The organism is Caballeronia pedi, from assembly GCF_001544915.2.
GTDB classification, from domain to species: Bacteria; Pseudomonadota; Gammaproteobacteria; order Burkholderiales; family Burkholderiaceae; genus Caballeronia; species Caballeronia pedi.
In genome coordinates, this window is the sequence record NZ_FCOE02000008.1 from 22778 (window position 1) to 41809 (window position 19032).

A 19032-nucleotide genomic window follows, 5' to 3' on the forward strand; every position below is an offset into this window, starting at 1 on the left:
ACATGACGACGACGCGCAAGACGGCATCGAAAAAGCAGGGCAAGCGTCCCAGCACGCGGCAAAGGCATTCGCTTGCGAGCGCCCGCAAGAAGCCGACGCGATCAACGCACCGCTGGTCGCATCACGTGATGGAAACGAGCGATGCAATGGATATCCAGCGCGACATCTTCAAGACCGGCAACGCGCAAGAGATCGCCGACTCGCTGAAGCGCTCGTCCACGCGTTCCACGCGCCGCAAGGGCTCGCCGTTTCAATCGGCGATGTCGATGCTCAATTTCTATATCAATCGCGCGGGACGCAATCTGCCGAAGTCGCGCAAGAGCACGCTGGAACGCGCGAAGAAGCGATTGCGCGAGGCGTTCGGGCGCAAGCCCTGAAAGACCATCGCGCGTGAAAAAACTGCCAGAGCCGTGCAAGCCTTGCAAGGTCATGAGAAACGTTGTTTGCACTACAGTGGTAGCGATGCAATCCCAAACCGTCAGGAGCCTCGCTTGAGAATCCAGTCAAAGCAATGCATGCGAGCCATCGCGCTCGCGCTGATGCTCGCAAGCGGCGCAGCCATCGCCGACGATTACGCTGACGGCTTCGGCCCGAATCCAACCCTGCCCGCGCCGAAAAAATCGCTGATGCCGACGGTCAACATCGCGCCGGCGAAACCGTGGCCGCAGGGACAGAAGCCCACCGCGCCCGCCGGTTTCGATGTGACCGCGTTCGGCGCGGGTCTGAGTCATCCGCGCTGGCTCGCGACGCTGCCCAATGGCGATGTGCTCGTCGCCGAAAGCAACGCTCCTGAGAAGCACGATGAAAACGCCGGCATCAAGGGCTTCGTGATGAAGAAGGTCCAGAAGCGCGCGGGCGCCGCCGTGCCGAGTCCCGATCGCATCATGCTGCTGCGTGACGCCGATGGCGATGGCGTCGCCGAAACGCGCACCGTGTTCATCGACAAGCTGCATTCGCCGTTCGGCATGGCGCTCGTCGGCGACGATCTCTACGTTGCGGATACCGATGCAATCATGCGCTTCAAGTACGAGAACGGCGCAACGCAGATCACTACGCCCGGCGAGAAGTTCATCGACCTGCCCGCCGGCGAGATCAATCATCACTGGACCAAGAACATCATTGCGAGCCGCGACGGCAAAAAGCTTTATGTGACGGTCGGTTCGAACAGTAACGCGGCGGAAAACGGCATCGACGCGGAGAACGGGCGCGCGGCGATCATGGAAGTGGATATCGAAACGAAACAATCGCGGCTGTTTGCGACGGGTTTGCGCAATCCGAACGGCATGTCGTGGCAGCCGCAAAGCGGCGCGCTGTGGACCGTCGTGAACGAGCGCGATGAACTCGGCAATGATCTCGTGCCGGACTATCTGACGTCAGTGAAGGATGGCGCGTTCTATGGCTGGCCGTACAGCTATTACGGACAACATGTCGACGATCGCGTGAAGCCGCAGCGCCCGGAACTCGTGCAGGCAGCGCTCGCGCCCGACTATGCGCTCGGCGCGCATACCGCCTCGCTCGGACTCACGTTCTACGAAGGCACCGCGTTTCCGGAACGCTATCGCAATGGCGCGTTCATCGGTCAGCATGGATCGTGGAATCGCAAGCCGAGAAGCGGCTACAAGGTCATTTTCGTGCCTTTCGAGAATGGCAAGCCTTCGGGGCCGCCCGAAGATATCCTGACGGGTTTTCTTTCATCGGATGGCCATGCGCTCGGGCGTCCCGTGGGCGTCGCGGTCGATGCCAAGGGCGCGCTGCTCGTCGCCGACGATGTCGGCAACGCGGTGTGGCGGGTCGCGCCCGCCGCAAAGTGAATGGTCGCGAAGAAGCCGCAGCGGCCGAGTCTGTTCGCGCTCGCGGAGCGGCAGATCATCGCGCTCTACGATGCGGGTGTGATGTCGCCCGCCGTGCTGAATCACGTCCTCGCGGCGTATGCCGATAGCGGCATCGACTGGAACGATGAAGGCGCGCTGCAAACCGTCGACGGCCATACGGTGCACGAAGCCGTCGTGCTCGTCATGATGCCGGAGCGCGCTTTGAAGAGCGCCAGGAAGGACTTCATGTCGGTCGTCGAGCATCTTGCCGCGAGCGAACCCGAGGCCGTCGAAGATCAAACCGAAGACGCTGAGGATGACGAAGATCTGTTAGTTCAACTAGGTGGCAACACGAAGCGAACGACACGCGCAAAGAAAACCACGAAACCAGCCGAGCCGAAGCGCGCGGCGTTCAATCCACTGGTCGGCGCGCGTGCGGTGAAGGGCAACAAGCGTTGAGCGCGATCAGTGCGTTACGCCTGGCGCGATCAAATCGAGCAGATCGTCCATGTCGAAGGGCTTCGCGAGAATCGGCACGCCGAGTTGCTTCGCACGCTCCAGTTCATCGGCATAACCGGTCATCAGCACGAGCTTCTGCGACGGCAGGCGCTTCATGATCTGCTCGGCCAGATCGATGCCGTTCATGCGGCCGGGCATCTGCACGTCGGAGAGCACCAGATCGAAGCTGTGGCCCTCGCCCATCAATGCGAACGCGGCGTCCGCGCTTTCTTCGTGGTGCACGGCGCAGCCGAGGACTTCGAGCACCGCCGTCACGCCCGCCGCGACGTCCGCGTTGTCCTCCACCAGAAGCACCGACGTGCCGCGCAACGGCTCGTCCGCATCATGGTTGGCCGCAACGGGTGGCGGCGGCGATGCGGCATCAGGCGGCACGTACGCTTTCGATGTCGCCGGCGCCGCGCCATGATGACGCGGCAAATAAAGCCGCACGGTCGTGCCCGCGCCCGGCACGCTCGTGATGCGAGCCGTGCCGCCCGCCTGCTCACATGCGGCGAGCACCTGCGCAAGGCCGAGGCCCGTGCCCGCGCCGCGCTGCTTGGTCGTGAAAAGCGGCTCGAATGCGCGCCGCTGCACTTGTTCGGTCATGCCCTCGCCATTGTCGGTGATCGAGACGAGCACGTATTCGCCATCCGGAATATCCGTGTCCACGCCGCGCACGCGCGCGTTCTGGCAGCGGATCACGACGCGCCCGCCATGCGGCATCGCATCGTTCGCATTCACCGCGATATTCACGAGCGCAAGCTCCAGCTCGATCGGATCGGCCATCACCTTCCATACATCCGGCGATAGCTCAAGCGTCAACGTGACAGTCGGATGAATCGACTTCTTCACGAGATCGAGCACGCTCTTCAACCAGTCGGCGGGGTCTATCAGTTCCTGCTTGAGAGGCTGCTTGCGCGCGACGCTCATCAGCCGCCGCGCGAGCGATTCCGCGCCGGCGGTCGCGCGCTCCACCGCGAGCACTTCGTTTTCGACGCCGTTGAAGTGCTTGCGCCGCGCCAGCTCCATGTTCGATCCGACCACCATCAGCAGATTGTTGAAGTCGTGAGCGACGTTCGCGACGAGATTGCCGAGCGCGCCCATGCGCCGCAACTGCCGGCTCGATGCCTCGATGGAAAGACGTGTCGCGACTTCCGCCTGCCAGCGCTCCCACGCGGCCTGCTCGGCATCGAGGCGGCGAATCGAAAAGGCGATCAGCAGCCACACGCCGATGCACGGCAACGCGGCGATCGCCGCGACGAGCGCGAGATTGTCGCGCCAGCGCGCTTCGACGACCGAAGCCGCATAACCCGTCGCGACATAGAGCGGATAGTCGCCCACGCGCCTGAACGCGAGCAGCCGCTCGACCTGATCGATGCTCGACCGCATGCGCACGCTGCCGTAGAGTTCGTTGTTGCGAAATGCGTTGGTGAACGGCGTGTTCGTTGCAGGTTGCGTGCTGTCCGCGTTCGTCGGAAAGCGCGCGAGGATGTTGCCGTCGCGACGATACAGCCCGATCACGACAGCGCGATCGCCAGCCGCGAGCTCGCGATAGAAATCGGTGAAATAGCTGCGTTTGAGCGCAATCGACACGACGCCCAGAAACTGCCCGTTGTGGCCGATCCGGCCCATGGTGGTCGTGAAGACATCGCTGCGCGCCACCTTGCCGCGTAGCGGCAGCGAGAAGTACGTGACGGGCGCGACCGCGCGGGCGGACTGGAAATCGTCGCGCTCCGCGATCGATACGACAGGCGCCGGAAACCAGCGGCTGTTCGCGAGCAGCCCGCCGTTTTCGCCGAACACGGAAATCGCGGCAATCTGCGCGAGCGTGCCGCTCATGTCGTCGAGCGTGCGATGCAACGCTTCTTCGCGGCTCTTGATGAGCGCGTCGTCGCTATCGCCGAGCAGATCGACGATACGCGTCTCCAGTTGCTGATTCAGGTCGATCACCTTCAGCGCATGCTCGTTCGCCACGCGCGTCAGGCGCTGGGTCAGTTCCTGCGCATCCGCGAAGCGGCGCTGATGATCGTAATAGCCGTAGATGCACAGGCACGCGAGCGGAATCACGATCGATACGCCCAGCACCAGCAGCAGCATCTTTCGCATCGAGGCGAAATTGCGCGCGGGCAGCGGCAGATCGAATGTCGCGGTTTCGGTGGAGTCCAAGTGTTGCGTCTCCGGGAAAGCCGGGCCGGAGAAAACGTCAATCGGGCCCGGCCTTACTCTTGTCAGCGAAGCGCGTGCCCGCGCCAGTCGTCGTAGAGTGTGATCGGCAGCACGCGCTTGTGATGCGTCGCGTCGTAGAAGCGGTAGATGGTCGCGTAGACCTCGTCGGAGACCGGCTTGCCTTCGAGGAAATCGTCGATGTCCTCATAGCTTATGCCGTAACTGTCTTCGTCGGGCTTCATCGGCGTGAGGGTTTCGAGGTCGGCCGTGGGCACCTTCTTCGAAATCTCGCTGCTCGCGCCGAGCAATTCCGCGAGCGCGCGCACGCGGCGCTTGTTCAGGCCGTAGAGCGGCAGCACGTCCGCGCCGCCGTCGCCGAACTTGGTGAAAAAACCCATCAGCGATTCGGCTGCGTGGTCCGTGCCGATCACGACGCCCGAGCGCGCGGCGGCCACCGCGTATTGCGCGATCATTCGCTGGCGTGCCTTGATGTTGCCGAGCACGAAGTCTTCGTGCTTGTGATCGCGATACGCGAGACCCGAGGCTGCCAGCGATTCGCGCATCGCGTCGGCGGCGGGCTTCACGTTGACGACGATTGTCTCGTCGGGCTGGATGAATGCGAGCGCGCGCTGCGCATCGGCTTCGTCGCGCTGCTCGCCGTACGGCAGGCGCATCGCGATGAAGCGCACATCGACATGGCGTGCCCGCAGGCGCTCGACCGCGAGTTGCGCGAGACGGCCCGCCGTCGACGAATCCACGCCGCCGCTGATGCCGAGCACATAGCTCTTGAGCTTCTGCGCTTCGAGATAGTCGGCGAGGAACGCAATGCGGCGCTCGCGTTCCGCTTCGATATCGAATACGGCTGGAACCTTCAGTTCTTCGATGATGCCGGGCTGGCGGGTGGCGTGACGGTTCGACATTGCGCGTGCTCGCTTCGCTTCTGAAGTCGCTACGTTACCGCAAGTTGCGCAGCGCCTCTATCCGCACGCGTCGATATCAGCCCGCCATTTCCCGATCCGGCGTCGACGAGATGCGATGAATCGCGAGATCCGCGCCATTGAACTCTTCTTCGCGATCGAGCCGCAGACCGACCGTCCACTTTATCGCGCCATAGACGGCCGCGCCGCCCGCGAGCGCCAGCGCGATCGCGCCCACCGTGCCGATGAGTTGCGAGCCGATCGCAACGCCGCCGATGCCGCCCAGCGCCTTCTGCCCGAAGATACCCGCCGCGATGCCGCCCCACGCGCCGCACATGCCGTGCAATGGCCATACTCCGAGCACATCGTCGATGCGCCAGCGGTTCTGCACGCACGTGAACATCTGCACGAACAGCACGCCCGCGACCGCGCCCACGATCAGCGCGCCGAGCGGGTGCATCAGGTCCGAGCCGGCGCACACCGCGACCAGACCCGCGAGCGGTCCGTTATACGTGAAGCCAGGATCATTGCGGCCCGCGAACCACGCGGCGAGCGTGCCGCCAACCATCGCCATCAGCGAATTGACCGCGACGAGGCCGCTGATCTTGTCGACGGTCTGCGCGCTCATCACGTTGAAGCCGAACCAGCCGACCGCGAGCACCCACGCGCCCAGCGCGAGAAACGGAATGCTCGACGGCGGATGCGCCGCGATGCGCCCGTCCTTGTGATAGCGCCCGTGACGCGGCCCGAGCAACAGCACGGCAGGCAGCGCGACCCAGCCGCCGAACGCATGCACGACGACCGAGCCGGCGAAGTCATGAAACGGCGCGCCGAACGCCTGCGTCAGCCAGCCCTGAATGCCAAAGCGCTCATTCCACGCCACGCCTTCGAGCAGCGGATAAATGAAGCCGACGATCACGCAGGTCGCGAACAGTTGCGGATTGAACTTCGCGCGCTCGGCGATGCCGCCCGACACGATCGCCGGAATCGCCGCGGCGAATGTCAGCAGGAAGAAGAAACGCACGAGCGCATAGCCGTTGTGCTCGGCGAGGATATCGGCGCTGTGCATGAACTGCACGCCATACGCGATGTTGTAGCCGATAAAGAAGTACGCAAGCGTCGACACCGCGAAGTCCACGAGGATCTTCACGAGCGCGTTCACCTGATTTTCGCGGCGCACCGTGCCGAGTTCGAGGAACGCGAAACCGGCGTGCATCGCGAGCACCATTGCAGCGCCCAGCAGCAGAAAGAGAGTGTCGGTTCCGGATTGAAGTGCCTGCATGATTCGATCGGTCGGGAAAAGGCGCTGATTTTGCAATTTCCGGGCCAACTTGGCGCAACGAGCATCGAAACGGTGCGCACGCCTGATTTCGCGTGGTAAAGCGTGGTGCAGTGCGCGCGTTTATCGCTCACGACGATGTGCGCGATATTGGTGCAATGCCCGTTCATGTTGCATCGAATGCACCGGTTGTGCGCCTGAATTTTCAGCATGAAGGCTGACCGTATGCCAATAGCAAGCCTTCAAAGCGCGCGCTCGCGGTGCACGTTCGCGGCGTGCCGCGAGTATCCTGAAGCCTTGGATTCGCGCGAATCGAGAGGTTATCGATGTCATCTCGCATCGAACGCATAAGCGATCACGTGCGTACGGAAACACTCGCGCGCGATGCACGCGTCGTCACCGTCGTGCTGGATCGACCCGCGCGACGTAACGCGGTCGATCGCGGCATCGCCGATGCGTTGCGTGAAGCGTTCGTGCGCTTCGACGCGGACGATACGCTGTCGATCGCCGTGCTGTGGGGCGCGGGCGGCACGTTCTGCGCGGGCGCGGATCTCTCCGCGTTGAACGACGACGCGCGCCGCAACGAGATTCACGCCGATGGCAGCGGCCCCGGCCCGATGGGTCCCACGCGTCTCGCGCTGAACAAGCCCGTGATCGCGGCGATCGCGGGTCATGCGGTCGCGGGCGGGCTCGAACTCGCGGCGTGGTGCGATCTGCGTGTCGTCGAGGAGGACGCGGTGCTAGGCGTGTTTTGCCGACGCGTCGGCGTACCGCTCATCGACGGTGGCACGGTACGCCTGCCGCGTCTCATCGGCATGTCGCGTGCGCTGGATCTGATTCTCACCGGACGCGCGGTCGATGCGCACGAAGCGCTCGCAATCGGGCTCGTCAATCGCATCGCGCCGCATGGCGAAGCGCGCAATGTTGCGGAAACACTCGCATGCGAACTGGCCGCGCTACCGCAGGCTGCGTTGCGTACGGACCTGCGATCGGTCCATGAAAACGCGTTCGATGCCGATATCGCCCGGGCCTTGCAGCGTGAAGGCGCGAATGGTTATCACGCGGTATTCGATGAAGGCATCGACGGCGCGGCGCGATTCGTCTCGCGTGATTCACGGGTTTCGCGGCCGAAAGGACAGGCGACATGAACTCGGTGTTCGAGAACCGACGCGAGGCGGGCCGCGCGCTCGCCACGCAACTCACGCACTACGCCAATCGCGACAACGTCACCGTGCTCGCTTTACCGCGCGGTGGCGTGCCTGTTGCGTATGAAGTGGCGCGTGCGCTGCGTGCGCGACTCGACGTGCTCGTCGTGCGCAAGCTCGGCGTGCCCGTTCAACCCGAACTCGCGATGGGCGCGATCGCATCCGGCGATGCGTTCTTTCTCGACGAGCGCATCGTGCAATACGCGGGCGTTTCGAAGGACGAACTCGATCGCGTGATCGCGAAGGAACGCGCCGAACTCGCGCGGCGCGAGACGCTTTATCGCGGTGATAAACCGCCGCTCGACGTGAACGGGCGCGTTGCGATCGTCGTCGATGACGGCATGGCGACCGGCGCGACGATGAAGGCCGCCGCGATGTCGCTGCGCCACGCGCATCCGGCGAAGATCGTCGCGGCGCTGCCGGTCGCGCCGCTCGACTCGGAAGCGCGTGTGGAAGATATCGTCGATGAGTTCGTTTGCGTGATGCGGCCGCATCGGTACTTCGGCGTCGGGCAGTTTTATATCGACTTCGATCAGACGAGCGATGATGAAGTGCGCGAGTTGCTCGATGCGGCGCGCAACGATGTCTAACGCAGCCACGGCGCGTTGTGAGCCTCCTGCGTCTTGCCGTATCTCTCACGCGCGGCCTTCAACACCGCCTTGTCAATGACCGCGTCATCCACCAGCGACTTCAACGCCGCAATCACAATCGACACACGATCCACCTCGAAGAACTCGCGCAACGCCTGACGCGTATCGCTGCGGCCGAAGCCATCGGTGCCGAGCGTGACGTAGCGCCGCGGCACGTACGCGCGAATCAGTTCGGGCACGGCGCGCACGTAATCGGTCGCCGCGATCACGGGGCCGCGCGATGCGTCGAGCGCGCGCGTGACGAACGGCGTTGGTGCATCGTCGTCATTCAGGCGCGCGAGCCGCTCGCACGAAGCGCCATCGCGATGCAGTTCCGTAAAGCTCGTCACGCTCCATACGGCGGCATCGATGTTCCAGTCCTGCTCGAGCATCGCGCGCGCGGCGATTGCTTCGTTGAGGATCGCGCCGGAGCCGAGCAGTTGCACTTGCGCATCGGCTGGATCACCGTCGAGGCGATAGATGCCGCGCAGAATGCCCTCGCGCGTTTGCGCGTCCAGCGAGCCGCCAGGCACGGAAGGCTGCGCGTAATTCTCGTTGGTCACGGTGACGTAATAGAACACGTCGTTCTGGCGCGCCATCATCTCCTGCATGCCTTCATCGACGATGGCCGCGACTTCGTACGCGAACGCGGGATCATAGGCGCGGCAGTTCGGGATCGTCGATGCGGCGAGATGGCTCGTGCCGTCCTGGTGTTGCAGGCCTTCGCCGCCGAGCGTCGTGCGCCCCGCCGTCGCGCCGATGAGAAAGCCGCGCGAGCGCTGGTCAGCCGCCGCGAAAATCAGATCGCCGATGCGCTGAAAGCCGAACATCGAATAATAGATGTAGAACGGCAGCATCGGCAGATCGTGCACGCTGTAGGAAGTCGCCGCCGCGATCCACGACGACACCGCGCCCGCCTCCGAGATGCCCTCTTCGAGAATCTGCCCGCGCGTGTCCTCGCGGTAGTACAGCATCGAGCCCATGTCCTCCGGCTCGTACAACTGGCCGAGCGGCGAATAGATGCCGACTTGCCTGAAGAGATTCGCCATGCCGAACGTGCGCGCTTCGTCGGCGACCACGGGCACGACGCGCGGCCCGAGCGTCTTGTCCTTCAGCAGGCTGCCGAGCATGCGCACGAAGGCCATCGTCGTCGACATCTCCTTGCCGGAGGCATCGAGCGCGAACTGGCCCCACGTGTCGAGCGCGGGCGGCGTCAACCCTTGCGACGCCTTCGCGCGACGGCGCGGCAAATAACCGCCCAAGGCTGCGCGCCGCTCGTGCAGATAGCGCATCTCGGGTGCATTGTCGGCGGGCTTGTAGAACCTGACCTGCTCGACGTCTTCATCCGACAGCGGCAGGCGGAAACGATCGCGAAACTGCTTGAGATCGTCGAGATCGAGCTTCTTCTGCTGATGCGTCGTCATGCGGCCCTGCCCGACCGTGCCCATGCCGAAGCCTTTCATCGTCTTGGCGAGGATCACCGTCGGCTGGCCCTTGTGCGCGAGCGCCTTCGCATAAGCCGCGTGCAGCTTGCGCACGTCGTGGCCGCCGCGACGCAAGCGGTCGATGTCTTCATCCGACATATGCGCGACCAGTGCCGCGAGTTCCGGATTCTGGCCGAAGAAACGTTCGCGGTTATAGCGGCCGTCATTGGCCGAGAAGGTCTGGAACTGTCCGTCGACGGTATGCGCGAATGCGCGCAGCAAGGCATTGCTGCGATCGCGCGCGAACAGCCCATCCCAGTCCGAGCCCCACAGCACCTTGATCACGTTCCAGCCAGCGCCGGTGAATTGGGCTTCGAGTTCATCGACGATACGTCCGTTGCTGCGCACGGGACCGTCGAGCCGTTGCAGATTGCAATTGATGACGAACACGAGGTTATCGAGCTGCTCGCGCGCCGCGAGCGACAACGCACCGATCGATTCGGGCTCGTCCATCTCGCCGTCGCCGAAGAAGCCCCACACCTTGCGGCCGTCCGTGCGCTGCAGATTGCGGTTCTGCAAATAGCGCATGAAACGCGCTTGATAGATCGAGTTGATCGGACCGATGCCCATCGAGCCGGTCGGAAATTGCCAGAAGTCGGGCATCAGCCACGGATGCGGATACGAACACAATCCCGGCCCGGCGATCTCGCGCCGATAGTGCTTCAGATGTTCTTCATCGAGAAAGCCTTCGAGATACGCGCGCGCGTACACGCCCGGTGAAGAATGCGGCTGGAAGTAGACGAGATCGCCGCCATTGTTCGCATCGGCCGCCTTGAAGAAATGATTGAAGCCGACTTCGAACAGATCCGCCGCCGACGCATAACTCGCGATATGGCCGCCGAGTTCGCCATACGCGCGATTCGCGCGCACGACCATCGCGAGCGCATTCCAGCGCAGCACGGCCGCGAGCTTTTCTTCGATGTCGAGACTGCCCGGATAAGGCGGCTGCTGCGATACGGGAATCGTATTCGCATAGGGCGTCGCACGCGCCCGCGCCGATTCCACGCCCACCGACAGTGCATGCTCCGCGAGCCTGTCGAACAGATATTGCGCGCGCTCACGGCCGACATGCGCGACGACTGCATCGAGCGCCTCCAGCCATTCGGCGGTTTCGCCGGGGTCGATATCTTCGCGCCCCTTGGCAATGGAAAGAAGCTGGTTGGTTCCGCTCGACAAGTCGGTCATGGCGACTCCGTTCTGGCTAAAGGAATACGTTCAAGCATATCCATTGATGCGCAGAATGTGCGTCTCATTTGGCTGCCGCCGCGCTTTGCGGTAGTGTGTTTATTCTTCAGAAAAGCCCAAAACCGGAATCTTTCGACTATGACGGCAAACGCGAAGCAGCGCCTGGACCGCACCGACATCGGTATATTGAATCAGCTTCAGCAAAACGCGCGCATCACCAATTCGGAACTCGCGCGCGCGGTGAATCTTTCGCCGACGCCCTGCTTCAATCGCGTGCGCGCGCTCGAAAAGGCGGGGCTTTTCAAGCAGCACGTCACCTTGCTCAATCCGGAAGCGCTCGGGCTTTCCATCAACGTCTTCATTCAAGTCAGCCTGGAAAAGCAGATCAAGGATGCGCTCGCGCGTTTCGAACAGGCGATCAGCGAGCGTCCCGAAGTGATGGAGTGTTATCTGATGACGGGCGATGCCGATTACCTTTTGCGCGTCGTGCTGCCCGATGTGGCCGCGCTCGAACGCTTCATCCTGGAACGGCTCACGAAGATGCCGGGCGTTTCCAATATCCGTTCGAGCTTCGCGCTCAAGCAGGTGCGCTACAAGACCGCGCTGCCCTTGCCCGCCTCCGGCCTGACCCTGCCCGATCCGAACGCCGACGAAGCGGAATGGACGTGATTGCCTGAACAATGCGGTCGATCCTTCCGACAAACATTAAACGCTCGCGTAAATCTTGCGATGATGCGGCGCTTCGCCTATAACTCGTGTGGCCCATGCGGCATGTTTTCCCGGCTTGCCGCGTTCCCAGACGAAATGCCACGCACGCGAGAACAACATGAACCTCGACACCGTACGTGTATTCATCATGACGCGCGGCGTCGACTTCGCGATCATGGTCGCTGGCGCGATTGCGCTGTGGATCATCGGACGCTGGCTCATCGGTCTCGTCACCAGCGCGTTGCGCAAGCTGCTCGGGCGCAATGGCCGGGTCGATCCGACGCTCGCGCATTATCTCGGCTCGATCGTCGGCGTCATCCTGAATCTGCTGCTCGTCCTCGCGATTCTGCAGATCTTTGGGGTTCAGACCACATCCTTTGCGGCACTGCTCGCGGGTCTCGGTCTTGCCATCGGCACCGCGTGGGGTGGACTGCTCGCGCATTTCGCGGCGGGCATCTTCATGCAGGTGCTGCGGCCGTTCAAGGTGGGCGACTTCGTGACGGCGGGCGGCGTGACCGGCACCGTCACCGAACTCGGCCTCTTCGGCACGACGATCACGACGCCGGACAACGTCGCGGCCATCATCGGCAACAACAAGATCTTTTCCGACACGATCTGGAATTTCAGTTTGCTGCCGCATCGGCGCGTCGAACTGTCGGCGAAGATCGCGAATGGCGTCGATCCGCTCGATGCCATCGCGCGCCTGAAGGAAGCGGTCGCGAAGATCCCGAACGTCGCCACGACGCCGCCGCCGGATGTCGAGGTGCTGTCTTTCACGCCCGAAGGTCCGCTTCTGTGCGTGCGGCCTTACACCAGCACCAACGACTATTGGCAGGTCTATTTCGACACCAATCGCGCGATCATCGAAACATTCAAGCAGGCCGGCTATCCGACGCCGGAGACGCCGCTCGTGCGCCGCGTCCTGAACTGATTTGCGCGCGCCATTGCTGAACTAGAATGGGTGGAACCGGCGTTCATTGCGCCGGATCACCGCCGCGCGCGGGAGGATGTCATGCCGACTTATCAGTACCGTTGTCAGGAATGCGGCGAAACCTTCGAGCACGCGGAGCACGTCGCCGAGCATGCGACGGTGCAACTCAAATGCCCCAAGTGCGGCAGCGAGAAGATCGCGCACGCGCCCGCGCCATTCGTTGCGAAGACTTCCAAGAAAAGCTGAACCGTCGACGCGTGCGTCACGCCGCGCGAAATCTGACTTCGTGCGACGGCAGGCCGCCCAGTCGTGATGCGACGTGATCGATGAATGCGCGCAGGCGCGGCGCTTCATGACGGCTCGGTGGCCAGAGAATCTGGAACACGCCTTCCGTGCGCATATGCGTGCCGAGCACGGCGCGCAGCATGCCGCCTTCGAGCGCGCTCTTCGCGATGAAATCGGGCACATAGGCCAACCCCAGTCCCGAGATGCACGCGGCGAGTACGGCTTCCATGTCGTTGAACGTCAGCGTCGCGTGTGGCTCGATGGCGAAGGTGTGATCGTCGCGCGCGAAACGCCACGGCTCGGTCCGGCCATTGGTCGGTGAACGAAAGCGGATGCACGCATGGCCTTCGAGATCGGCGGGTGCCGTGGGCTCGCCATGGCCCGCGAAATACGCGGGCGAACCGACCACCACCGGACCGAATTGCGCGAGCGGCCGCGCGAGCAATTGGGAATCGGCGAGACGTCCGCTGCGAATTACGGCGTCGTAGCCTTCCTGCGTGACATCGACCACGCGATCGCTGAAATCGATATCCAGTTCGATATCCGGATAGCGCCGCCGGAATTCCGGCACGAGCGGCAGCAACAGCCGGCAGCCGAGCGACGGCGCGCTGATGCGCAGGCGCCCGCGCGGTGACGAGGTCGAATGAAACAGTTCGCTTTCCGCTTCTTCGAGATCGGCGAGCATGCGTTTGCAGCGTGCGAAGAAGCGCGCGCCTTCGTGCGTGAGGCCGATCCGGCGCGTCGTGCGATTGAGCAGTTGCACGCCGAGCTTTGCTTCGAGCCGCATCACGCTCTTGCCTACCGCCGACGCCGACAGCCCGAGCGCGCGCCCCGCCGCCACGAAACTCCCCGACTCCGCCGCGCGCACGAACGCGACCATGCCGGAGAGGCTTTCTGTCGAAGGGGACGCCCCGAAGGAAGTCCCCTTTGGGGACGCGGGGGACACGTTCGGCGTCTGCAACTGAGCGGTCGTCATTTGGATTGATCCAGCGAGAAGTGCGGCGCGACGGAATGCGCCTGTCTCCTGCATGAACGTCCACGAAGCCGATTTATTCCCGCATTTCTTGCAGTCCGCGCTGATCAGACGAATGGCGTGAGCCGGTTCAGCCGTTCAGTTCCTCGTGCAGCGCCAGATATTCCTGCGCGAGCTTGTGACGCGGTTCGAGATAGATCATCGGGCGCGCGTGCTGATGGCTCTCGCGAATCTTCACCGAGAGCGACAGATGCGAATTGAGCACAGGCAGATCCTCGCTGCGCAGTTCGTCGACGAGTTGCTGCGGCAGGCTCGCGCGCGGCTGGAACTGATTGATGACGATGCCTTCGACGCTCAGATCCGGATTGTGATCGTGGCGGATTTCCTGCACGTTATCGAGCACCGAATAAAGCGCGCGGCGCGAGAAGTCGTCGCAATCGAAGGGAATCAGGCAGCGTTCGACCGCGATCAGCGCGGAGCGCGTGAAGAAATTGAGCGCGGGCGGCGTGTCGATATACACGGCGTCGTATTGTTGCAGGTTCTTCAGGGCGTCGCGCAGCTTGTAGATCTTGTAGCGCGATTCGAGCTTGCTTTGCAGCGCTTCGAGACTGGGATGCGATGGGACGATGTCGAGGTTCTCGAACGGTGTCGAGTGGATGAACGATTCGAACGCCGGTTCGCGGAAGCTGTAGCTCAAGGCCGATTCGAAAAAACTCGCGAGATTCGGCTGGGCGTCGCGGGACTGTGCGCCGAGCAGGTATTGGCTCGCGTTGCCTTGCGGATCGAGGTCGATGACCAGTGTGCGCAGGCCGCGAGAGGCGCTGATCGCGGCCAGATTGCAGACGATGGTGGACTTGCCTACGCCACCCTTTTGATTGAAGACCACACGGCGCATCAGGTTATTCATCCTCGGTTTTGAACGCTCGTTTTTTTATTGCGTTCTTTTAGCTGGGTTGGGTTCGTCTTACGCGGGATGAATATTAGCGCATCAGAATTTACGGGTTTGGGTTCAGGTGTTTTTTGTTGGGTTTCAATATCAAGGAAACGCCGGAATCGTAGGATCGGCCCCTTCGACATCGGCCTCCGGGTGATGGCTCTTGACGAGTGCCTCGATCTCCTCTACCCGATCCTTCGGCACATCCACCATCATCAACAATTCGCCTTCCTCGATCGCATGCTCGAAGCGCCGCAAGCGCGTATTGGGAATTCCCACGCCGATCATCGTCGCCGCCCACGCGCCGAATCCCATGCTCGCGAGCGTCATGCAAACGACGACACCACCGGCGATCGTCAATCCCGCCGGCGGAAACGCCATCGCGACGAGTCCCGCAAGCGCGCCCGTCACTCCGCCAGCCGCCGTGCCGCGAGCCAGCGCCGGGAGAAGATCGCTACGTTGCGCAAGGGTGGCCTGCGGCAAATCTTCCAGCGGCTCATGAGGCCGCGCGAGCACGTGGATATGCCGCCATTCGATGCGCTTCAAAAGCAGTTCGTCGATGATCCCCTTCGCGCTCGCCACGCTGGGAAGCAGAAAATAGATGCGCCTCATGTCGCACCTCCATACCGGATCTCCATGAATCCAATATAGACGACATGCACAGGAAGCGAATCGCTTACGTTATCCCAACGGTTTGACGAACGCGCGCGCCGCTCTCATCGAAGAAATAGATCCGCTCGCGATTCACGCGTACGCCCGCCGCGCCGCCAATCTCGCCCGAGAATGTATTCGGCACCTTCACGACGATCTGCTGCTCGCCGATGTTCATCGTGACGAGCGAATGATCGCCGATCAGTTCGACCGAATAGATGCGCCCTTGCAATTCGCCCTCGCCTTGCGCGACGAGCGAACATTCCTCGGGACGCACGCCAAGCGTCGCCTTGCCCTCGTGACGAACCGGCGTGACAAGAGAGATATCGGGCGCGTCGAATCGTCCTTGCGCGAGCGTGCCACGCAGAAAGTTCATCGGCGGCGAGCCGATGAAGCCCGCGACGAACAGATTCGCCGGATCGGAATAGATGCGCGCGGGCGTATCGAGCTGCTGCAACGCGCCCTTGTCGAGGACGGCAACGCGATGCGCAAGCGTCATCGCCTCGATCTGATCATGTGTTACGTAGATCGTCGTGATGCCGAGCTTGTGCTGCATGTGCTTCAGCTCGGCGCGCATGTGGCCGCGCAGCTTGGCATCGAGATTCGAAAGCGGCTCATCCATCAGGAACGCGGAAGGCCGTCGCACGATCGCGCGCGCCAGCGCCACGCGCTGACGCTGTCCGCCCGACAACTGGCGCGGCAAACGCGACAGCAGCGGCTCCAGTTGCACGCTCGCGGCCACTTCGCGCACGGCGGCATCGATCTCGGCCTTCGGGCGCTTTCTCACGATGAGCGGATACGCGATGTTCTCGAACACGGTCTTGTGCGGATACAGCGCATACGACTGGAACACCATCGCGACATCGCGGTCGCGCGGCAAATGATGCGTGACATCGGTATCGCCGACGAAGACCGCGCCTTCGGTCGCCGATTCGAGTCCCGCGACGATGCGCAGCGCCGTCGTCTTGCCGCAGCCCGATTCGCCGAGCAAAACGAGAAACTCGCCCGCCTGCACGTCGAGCGACAGATCGCGCAGAACACGCGTATCGCCGAACATCTTGCCGACGCTTCTCAGCGACACGCTCTTCGACTGGCGCGCCGCCGCGATCTTCGTCAGGCGGGCGTCGTCGACTTTCACCGCCTCGCTATCCATGACCGTCATCCTTTCACCGCTCCCACGAGAATGCCCCGCACGATGAAGCGCTGCAACGTCAGCGTAAGCAGCATCACCGGCAGGATCATGATGAGTATCAGCACCGACATGTTCCACCATTGCGGACCACGCGTCGCGTTCTGCGCGGCGACCAGCAGCGGCATCGTCTGTGCATTCGCGGTCGTCAGAAAGAGCGCGAACAGGTATTCGTTCCACGAGAGAATCAGCACGAGCAGCGCCGTCGCGACGAGACCGGGCGCGACGAGCGGCAATACGATGCCGAACAGGATCGAGAAGCGCGTCGCGCCGTCGATCTGTGCGCTCTCTTCTATTTCGCGCGGCACGCCGTCGAAGAAGTCGTACATCAGCCATACGACGATCGGCAGATTCGCGGTCGCATACGTGATGATGAGCGCGAGGTGCGTGTCGAGCAGGCCCACGTCCCTGAACATGAGATAGATCGGGATCACCGTGACGACGGGCGGCAGGATACGCTGCGATATGACCCAGAAGAGAATGTCGTCGTTGCTCAGATGCTTGCGCGCGCGGCGCACGATCGGGCGCAACAGCAGGAAGAAGAGCGCAAAAGCGACAGCCAGCGCGATGCGCAAATCGACATGTCCCCACGCGACCGCCGCGATCAGCAACGCGATCAACAGAACGCCGAGGCCCACTGCCGCAACCGGTGGCCGATACTGAATACGCGCGAGCGCGTAGGCCGCCATCGAACCGAGAAAGACCGAAGCTGCCGTGCCGCAGGTCGCGACGATCAGCGAGTTCATGTAAGGACGATACGTATCCGGGCCGAGGTCGACGAAGATGTAATGCCACGCATCGAGATGCGGCTGGAAGTCGACGAATGGAATGTAGAACGGACCCGTCGATACATCCACGGGCAGCTTGAACGATGTTATCGCCATCCAGTAAAGCGGAAACAGCACGACAAGCGACCATAGCCCGAGCAGCAGATAAGCAATCGCCTTACCGCCGACAGGCAACTCATCCACGCGCGCGGGCACGAACCAGCGTTTCAATACGCTCATGCCTGATCTCCCCGCGCGCGCCGCACGACGAACTGGAAGAATGAAACGCATGCGATGGTCGAGACGAAGAACAGCATGTACGCCACCGCCGATGCGCCGCCGAGATTCAACGCGCGCCATTCGATGAACGCGTGCAGCGTCATAGATTCGGTCGCGATACCGGGACCGCCATTGGTCAGCACGTTCGGCAGGTCGACGATCTTGAATGCCTCGATCAGCCGGATCAGCACAGCGCTCGCGGCGACCGGCGCGATCGATGGCCACGTGACATCGCGAAACACGCGCCACGCCGATGCGCCATCGAGCTGCGCCGCCTCGATCTGCTCGCGTGAAGTACCTTCGAGCGCCGCAAGCATCACGAGGAACATGAAGGGCACCCATTGCCATGTATCGCCGATCACGACGACGAGCCGCGCGAGCCACGGGTCCGCCGCCCACGCGATCTGGCCGAGACCGAGCCACGACCATACCGGCGCGAGCGGACCGACGGACGTATCGGCCATCATGCGGAACATGTACGCGATGCCGACGGGCGTCACCATCAGCGGAAGGAAGAACAGCAGACGGAAGAAGCGCCCGCCCTCGAGCGGCAGCGTGCACAGATAAGCAAGCCCGAGCCCGATGAGAAATTGCAGCGCGACGCCGAGCACGACATAGAAGATCGTGACCATCAGGCTGCCGAGCGCGCCGCCGCGGCCCAGCGTGTTCGCCGCGAGCCATACGAGCGCCAGAAACGCGGCCGCGGCGATCAGGCGGCCGAGCGTGCCCATGATCGAACGGCGCTCGCTCGCCAGATAGCGATAGAACCAGACCAACACGGCGAGCCACGCTATGACGATCGTTGCAATGCTGATTATTCCCGGTGCGCGAAACACGCCGGTGAAGTGATATTGCTGGCTGCCGGAAAAGAGCCGCACGTAATTGCGCAGGCCCGTGAAAGTCAGTTGATAGCCGCCCTCGCCCAGTTCGAAACGCGTGAGCGAAAGATAAGCCGACGTCACGAGCGGAAAGATCGAGAACGCAAGAATCAGCAGCACGGTCGGCAGCACGAATACGAAAGGCGCTTGCCGGTCGAGCCAGTTCGCGACGCGCGCGCGTGAGCCTCGCTCACTGGCAGCCACGGACGATGTGTGCGACGGCGTGTTCATCCTTTCTCCGATGCAAAGCGAGCGCGCCGCGC

Annotated in this window: 18 protein-coding genes; 8 read left to right on the forward strand and 10 right to left on the reverse strand. The window is 62.9% G+C overall.

Annotation, left to right across the window (positions count from 1 at the left end):
• Positions 1-2: 2 nt before the first annotated feature.
• From AWB80_RS14025 to AWB80_RS14035, 3 genes are all read left to right on the forward strand, one after another.
• Positions 3-377: a DUF3175 domain-containing protein gene (locus AWB80_RS14025; protein WP_061175280.1), complete on the forward strand. Its 375-nt coding sequence runs from the start codon at positions 3-5 to the stop codon at positions 375-377.
• Between the two features lie 162 nt (positions 378-539).
• A complete protein-coding gene (locus tag AWB80_RS14030; RefSeq protein WP_061175513.1) occupies positions 540-1811 on the forward strand; it encodes a PQQ-dependent sugar dehydrogenase in 1272 nt (423 codons plus the stop codon).
• On the forward strand, positions 1812-2270 hold the full coding sequence (locus AWB80_RS14035) for a hypothetical protein (protein ID WP_061175281.1): 459 nt from the start codon (positions 1812-1814) through the stop codon (positions 2268-2270).
• A gap of 6 nt (positions 2271-2276) precedes the next feature.
• Here AWB80_RS14035 and AWB80_RS14040 read toward each other — a convergent pair whose 3' ends face one another.
• The 3 genes from AWB80_RS14040 to AWB80_RS14050 form a co-directional block, all read right to left on the reverse strand.
• Positions 2277-4475, reverse strand: a complete 2199-nt coding sequence (locus AWB80_RS14040) for a hybrid sensor histidine kinase/response regulator (protein WP_061175282.1) — start codon at positions 4473-4475, stop codon at positions 2277-2279.
• 62 nt (positions 4476-4537) lie between these two features.
• On the reverse strand, positions 4538-5395 hold the full coding sequence (nadE, locus tag AWB80_RS14045) for an ammonia-dependent NAD(+) synthetase (protein WP_061175283.1): 858 nt from the start codon (positions 5393-5395) through the stop codon (positions 4538-4540).
• A 76-nt stretch (positions 5396-5471) separates the two neighbouring features.
• A complete protein-coding gene (locus AWB80_RS14050; RefSeq protein ID WP_061175514.1) occupies positions 5472-6674 on the reverse strand; it encodes an ammonium transporter in 1203 nt (400 codons plus the stop codon).
• Between the two features lie 323 nt (positions 6675-6997).
• Between AWB80_RS14050 and AWB80_RS14055 the strand changes: the two genes are divergently transcribed.
• Both AWB80_RS14055 and AWB80_RS14060 read left to right on the forward strand, forming a co-directional pair.
• Positions 6998-7819: a crotonase/enoyl-CoA hydratase family protein gene (locus AWB80_RS14055; protein ID WP_061175284.1), complete on the forward strand. Its 822-nt coding sequence runs from the start codon at positions 6998-7000 to the stop codon at positions 7817-7819.
• The gene (locus AWB80_RS14060; protein WP_061175285.1) at positions 7816-8466 is read left to right on the forward strand and encodes a phosphoribosyltransferase; all 651 of its coding nucleotides are present in this window, start codon (positions 7816-7818) and stop codon (positions 8464-8466) included. The genes AWB80_RS14055 and AWB80_RS14060 overlap by 4 nt, the downstream gene beginning before the upstream one ends.
• On the opposite strand, the gene mdeB is transcribed toward AWB80_RS14060, so the two are convergent.
• Positions 8463-11174: an alpha-ketoglutarate dehydrogenase gene (mdeB, locus tag AWB80_RS14065; RefSeq protein ID WP_061175286.1), complete on the reverse strand. Its 2712-nt coding sequence runs from the start codon at positions 11172-11174 to the stop codon at positions 8463-8465. The genes AWB80_RS14060 and mdeB overlap by 4 nt on opposite strands.
• A 138-nt stretch (positions 11175-11312) precedes the next feature.
• Here mdeB and AWB80_RS14070 point away from each other — a divergent pair, with 138 nt between their 5' ends.
• The 3 genes from AWB80_RS14070 (at position 11313) to AWB80_RS14080 (ending at position 13059) form a co-directional block, all read left to right on the forward strand.
• Positions 11313-11843, forward strand: coding sequence for an Lrp/AsnC family transcriptional regulator (locus AWB80_RS14070; protein WP_061175287.1), 531 nt, complete (start codon positions 11313-11315; stop codon positions 11841-11843).
• A 157-nt stretch (positions 11844-12000) separates the two neighbouring features.
• The gene (locus tag AWB80_RS14075; protein WP_061175515.1) at positions 12001-12813 is read left to right on the forward strand and encodes a mechanosensitive ion channel family protein; all 813 of its coding nucleotides are present in this window, start codon (positions 12001-12003) and stop codon (positions 12811-12813) included.
• Positions 12814-12894: 81 nt separating this feature from the next.
• On the forward strand, positions 12895-13059 hold the full coding sequence (locus tag AWB80_RS14080; protein WP_061175516.1) for an FmdB family zinc ribbon protein: 165 nt from the start codon (positions 12895-12897) through the stop codon (positions 13057-13059).
• A 16-nt stretch (positions 13060-13075) separates the two neighbouring features.
• Here AWB80_RS14080 and AWB80_RS14085 read toward each other — a convergent pair whose 3' ends face one another.
• The 6 genes from AWB80_RS14085 to AWB80_RS14110 all read right to left on the reverse strand — a co-directional run bounded on the left by AWB80_RS14085 (position 13076) and on the right by AWB80_RS14110 (position 19000).
• A complete protein-coding gene (locus AWB80_RS14085) occupies positions 13076-13978 on the reverse strand; it encodes a LysR family transcriptional regulator (RefSeq protein ID WP_061175288.1) in 903 nt (300 codons plus the stop codon).
• A 223-nt stretch (positions 13979-14201) separates the two neighbouring features.
• The gene (locus AWB80_RS14090) at positions 14202-14966 is read right to left on the reverse strand and encodes a ParA family protein (RefSeq protein WP_061175517.1); all 765 of its coding nucleotides are present in this window, start codon (positions 14964-14966) and stop codon (positions 14202-14204) included.
• A gap of 141 nt (positions 14967-15107) precedes the next feature.
• On the reverse strand, positions 15108-15617 hold the full coding sequence (locus AWB80_RS14095; RefSeq protein ID WP_061175289.1) for a hypothetical protein: 510 nt from the start codon (positions 15615-15617) through the stop codon (positions 15108-15110).
• Positions 15618-15681: 64 nt separating this feature from the next.
• Positions 15682-16809, reverse strand: a complete 1128-nt coding sequence (locus tag AWB80_RS14100) for an ABC transporter ATP-binding protein (RefSeq protein WP_279628654.1) — start codon at positions 16807-16809, stop codon at positions 15682-15684.
• Between the two features lie 5 nt (positions 16810-16814).
• Complete coding sequence (locus AWB80_RS14105) at positions 16815-17852, reverse strand: carbohydrate ABC transporter permease (protein WP_061175290.1); 1038 nt, start codon at positions 17850-17852, stop codon at positions 16815-16817.
• Entirely contained in the window at positions 17849-19000 is a 1152-nt protein-coding gene (locus AWB80_RS14110) for a carbohydrate ABC transporter permease (protein ID WP_061175291.1), read from the reverse strand. The genes AWB80_RS14105 and AWB80_RS14110 overlap by 4 nt, the downstream gene beginning before the upstream one ends.
• Positions 19001-19032 lie beyond the last annotated feature (32 nt).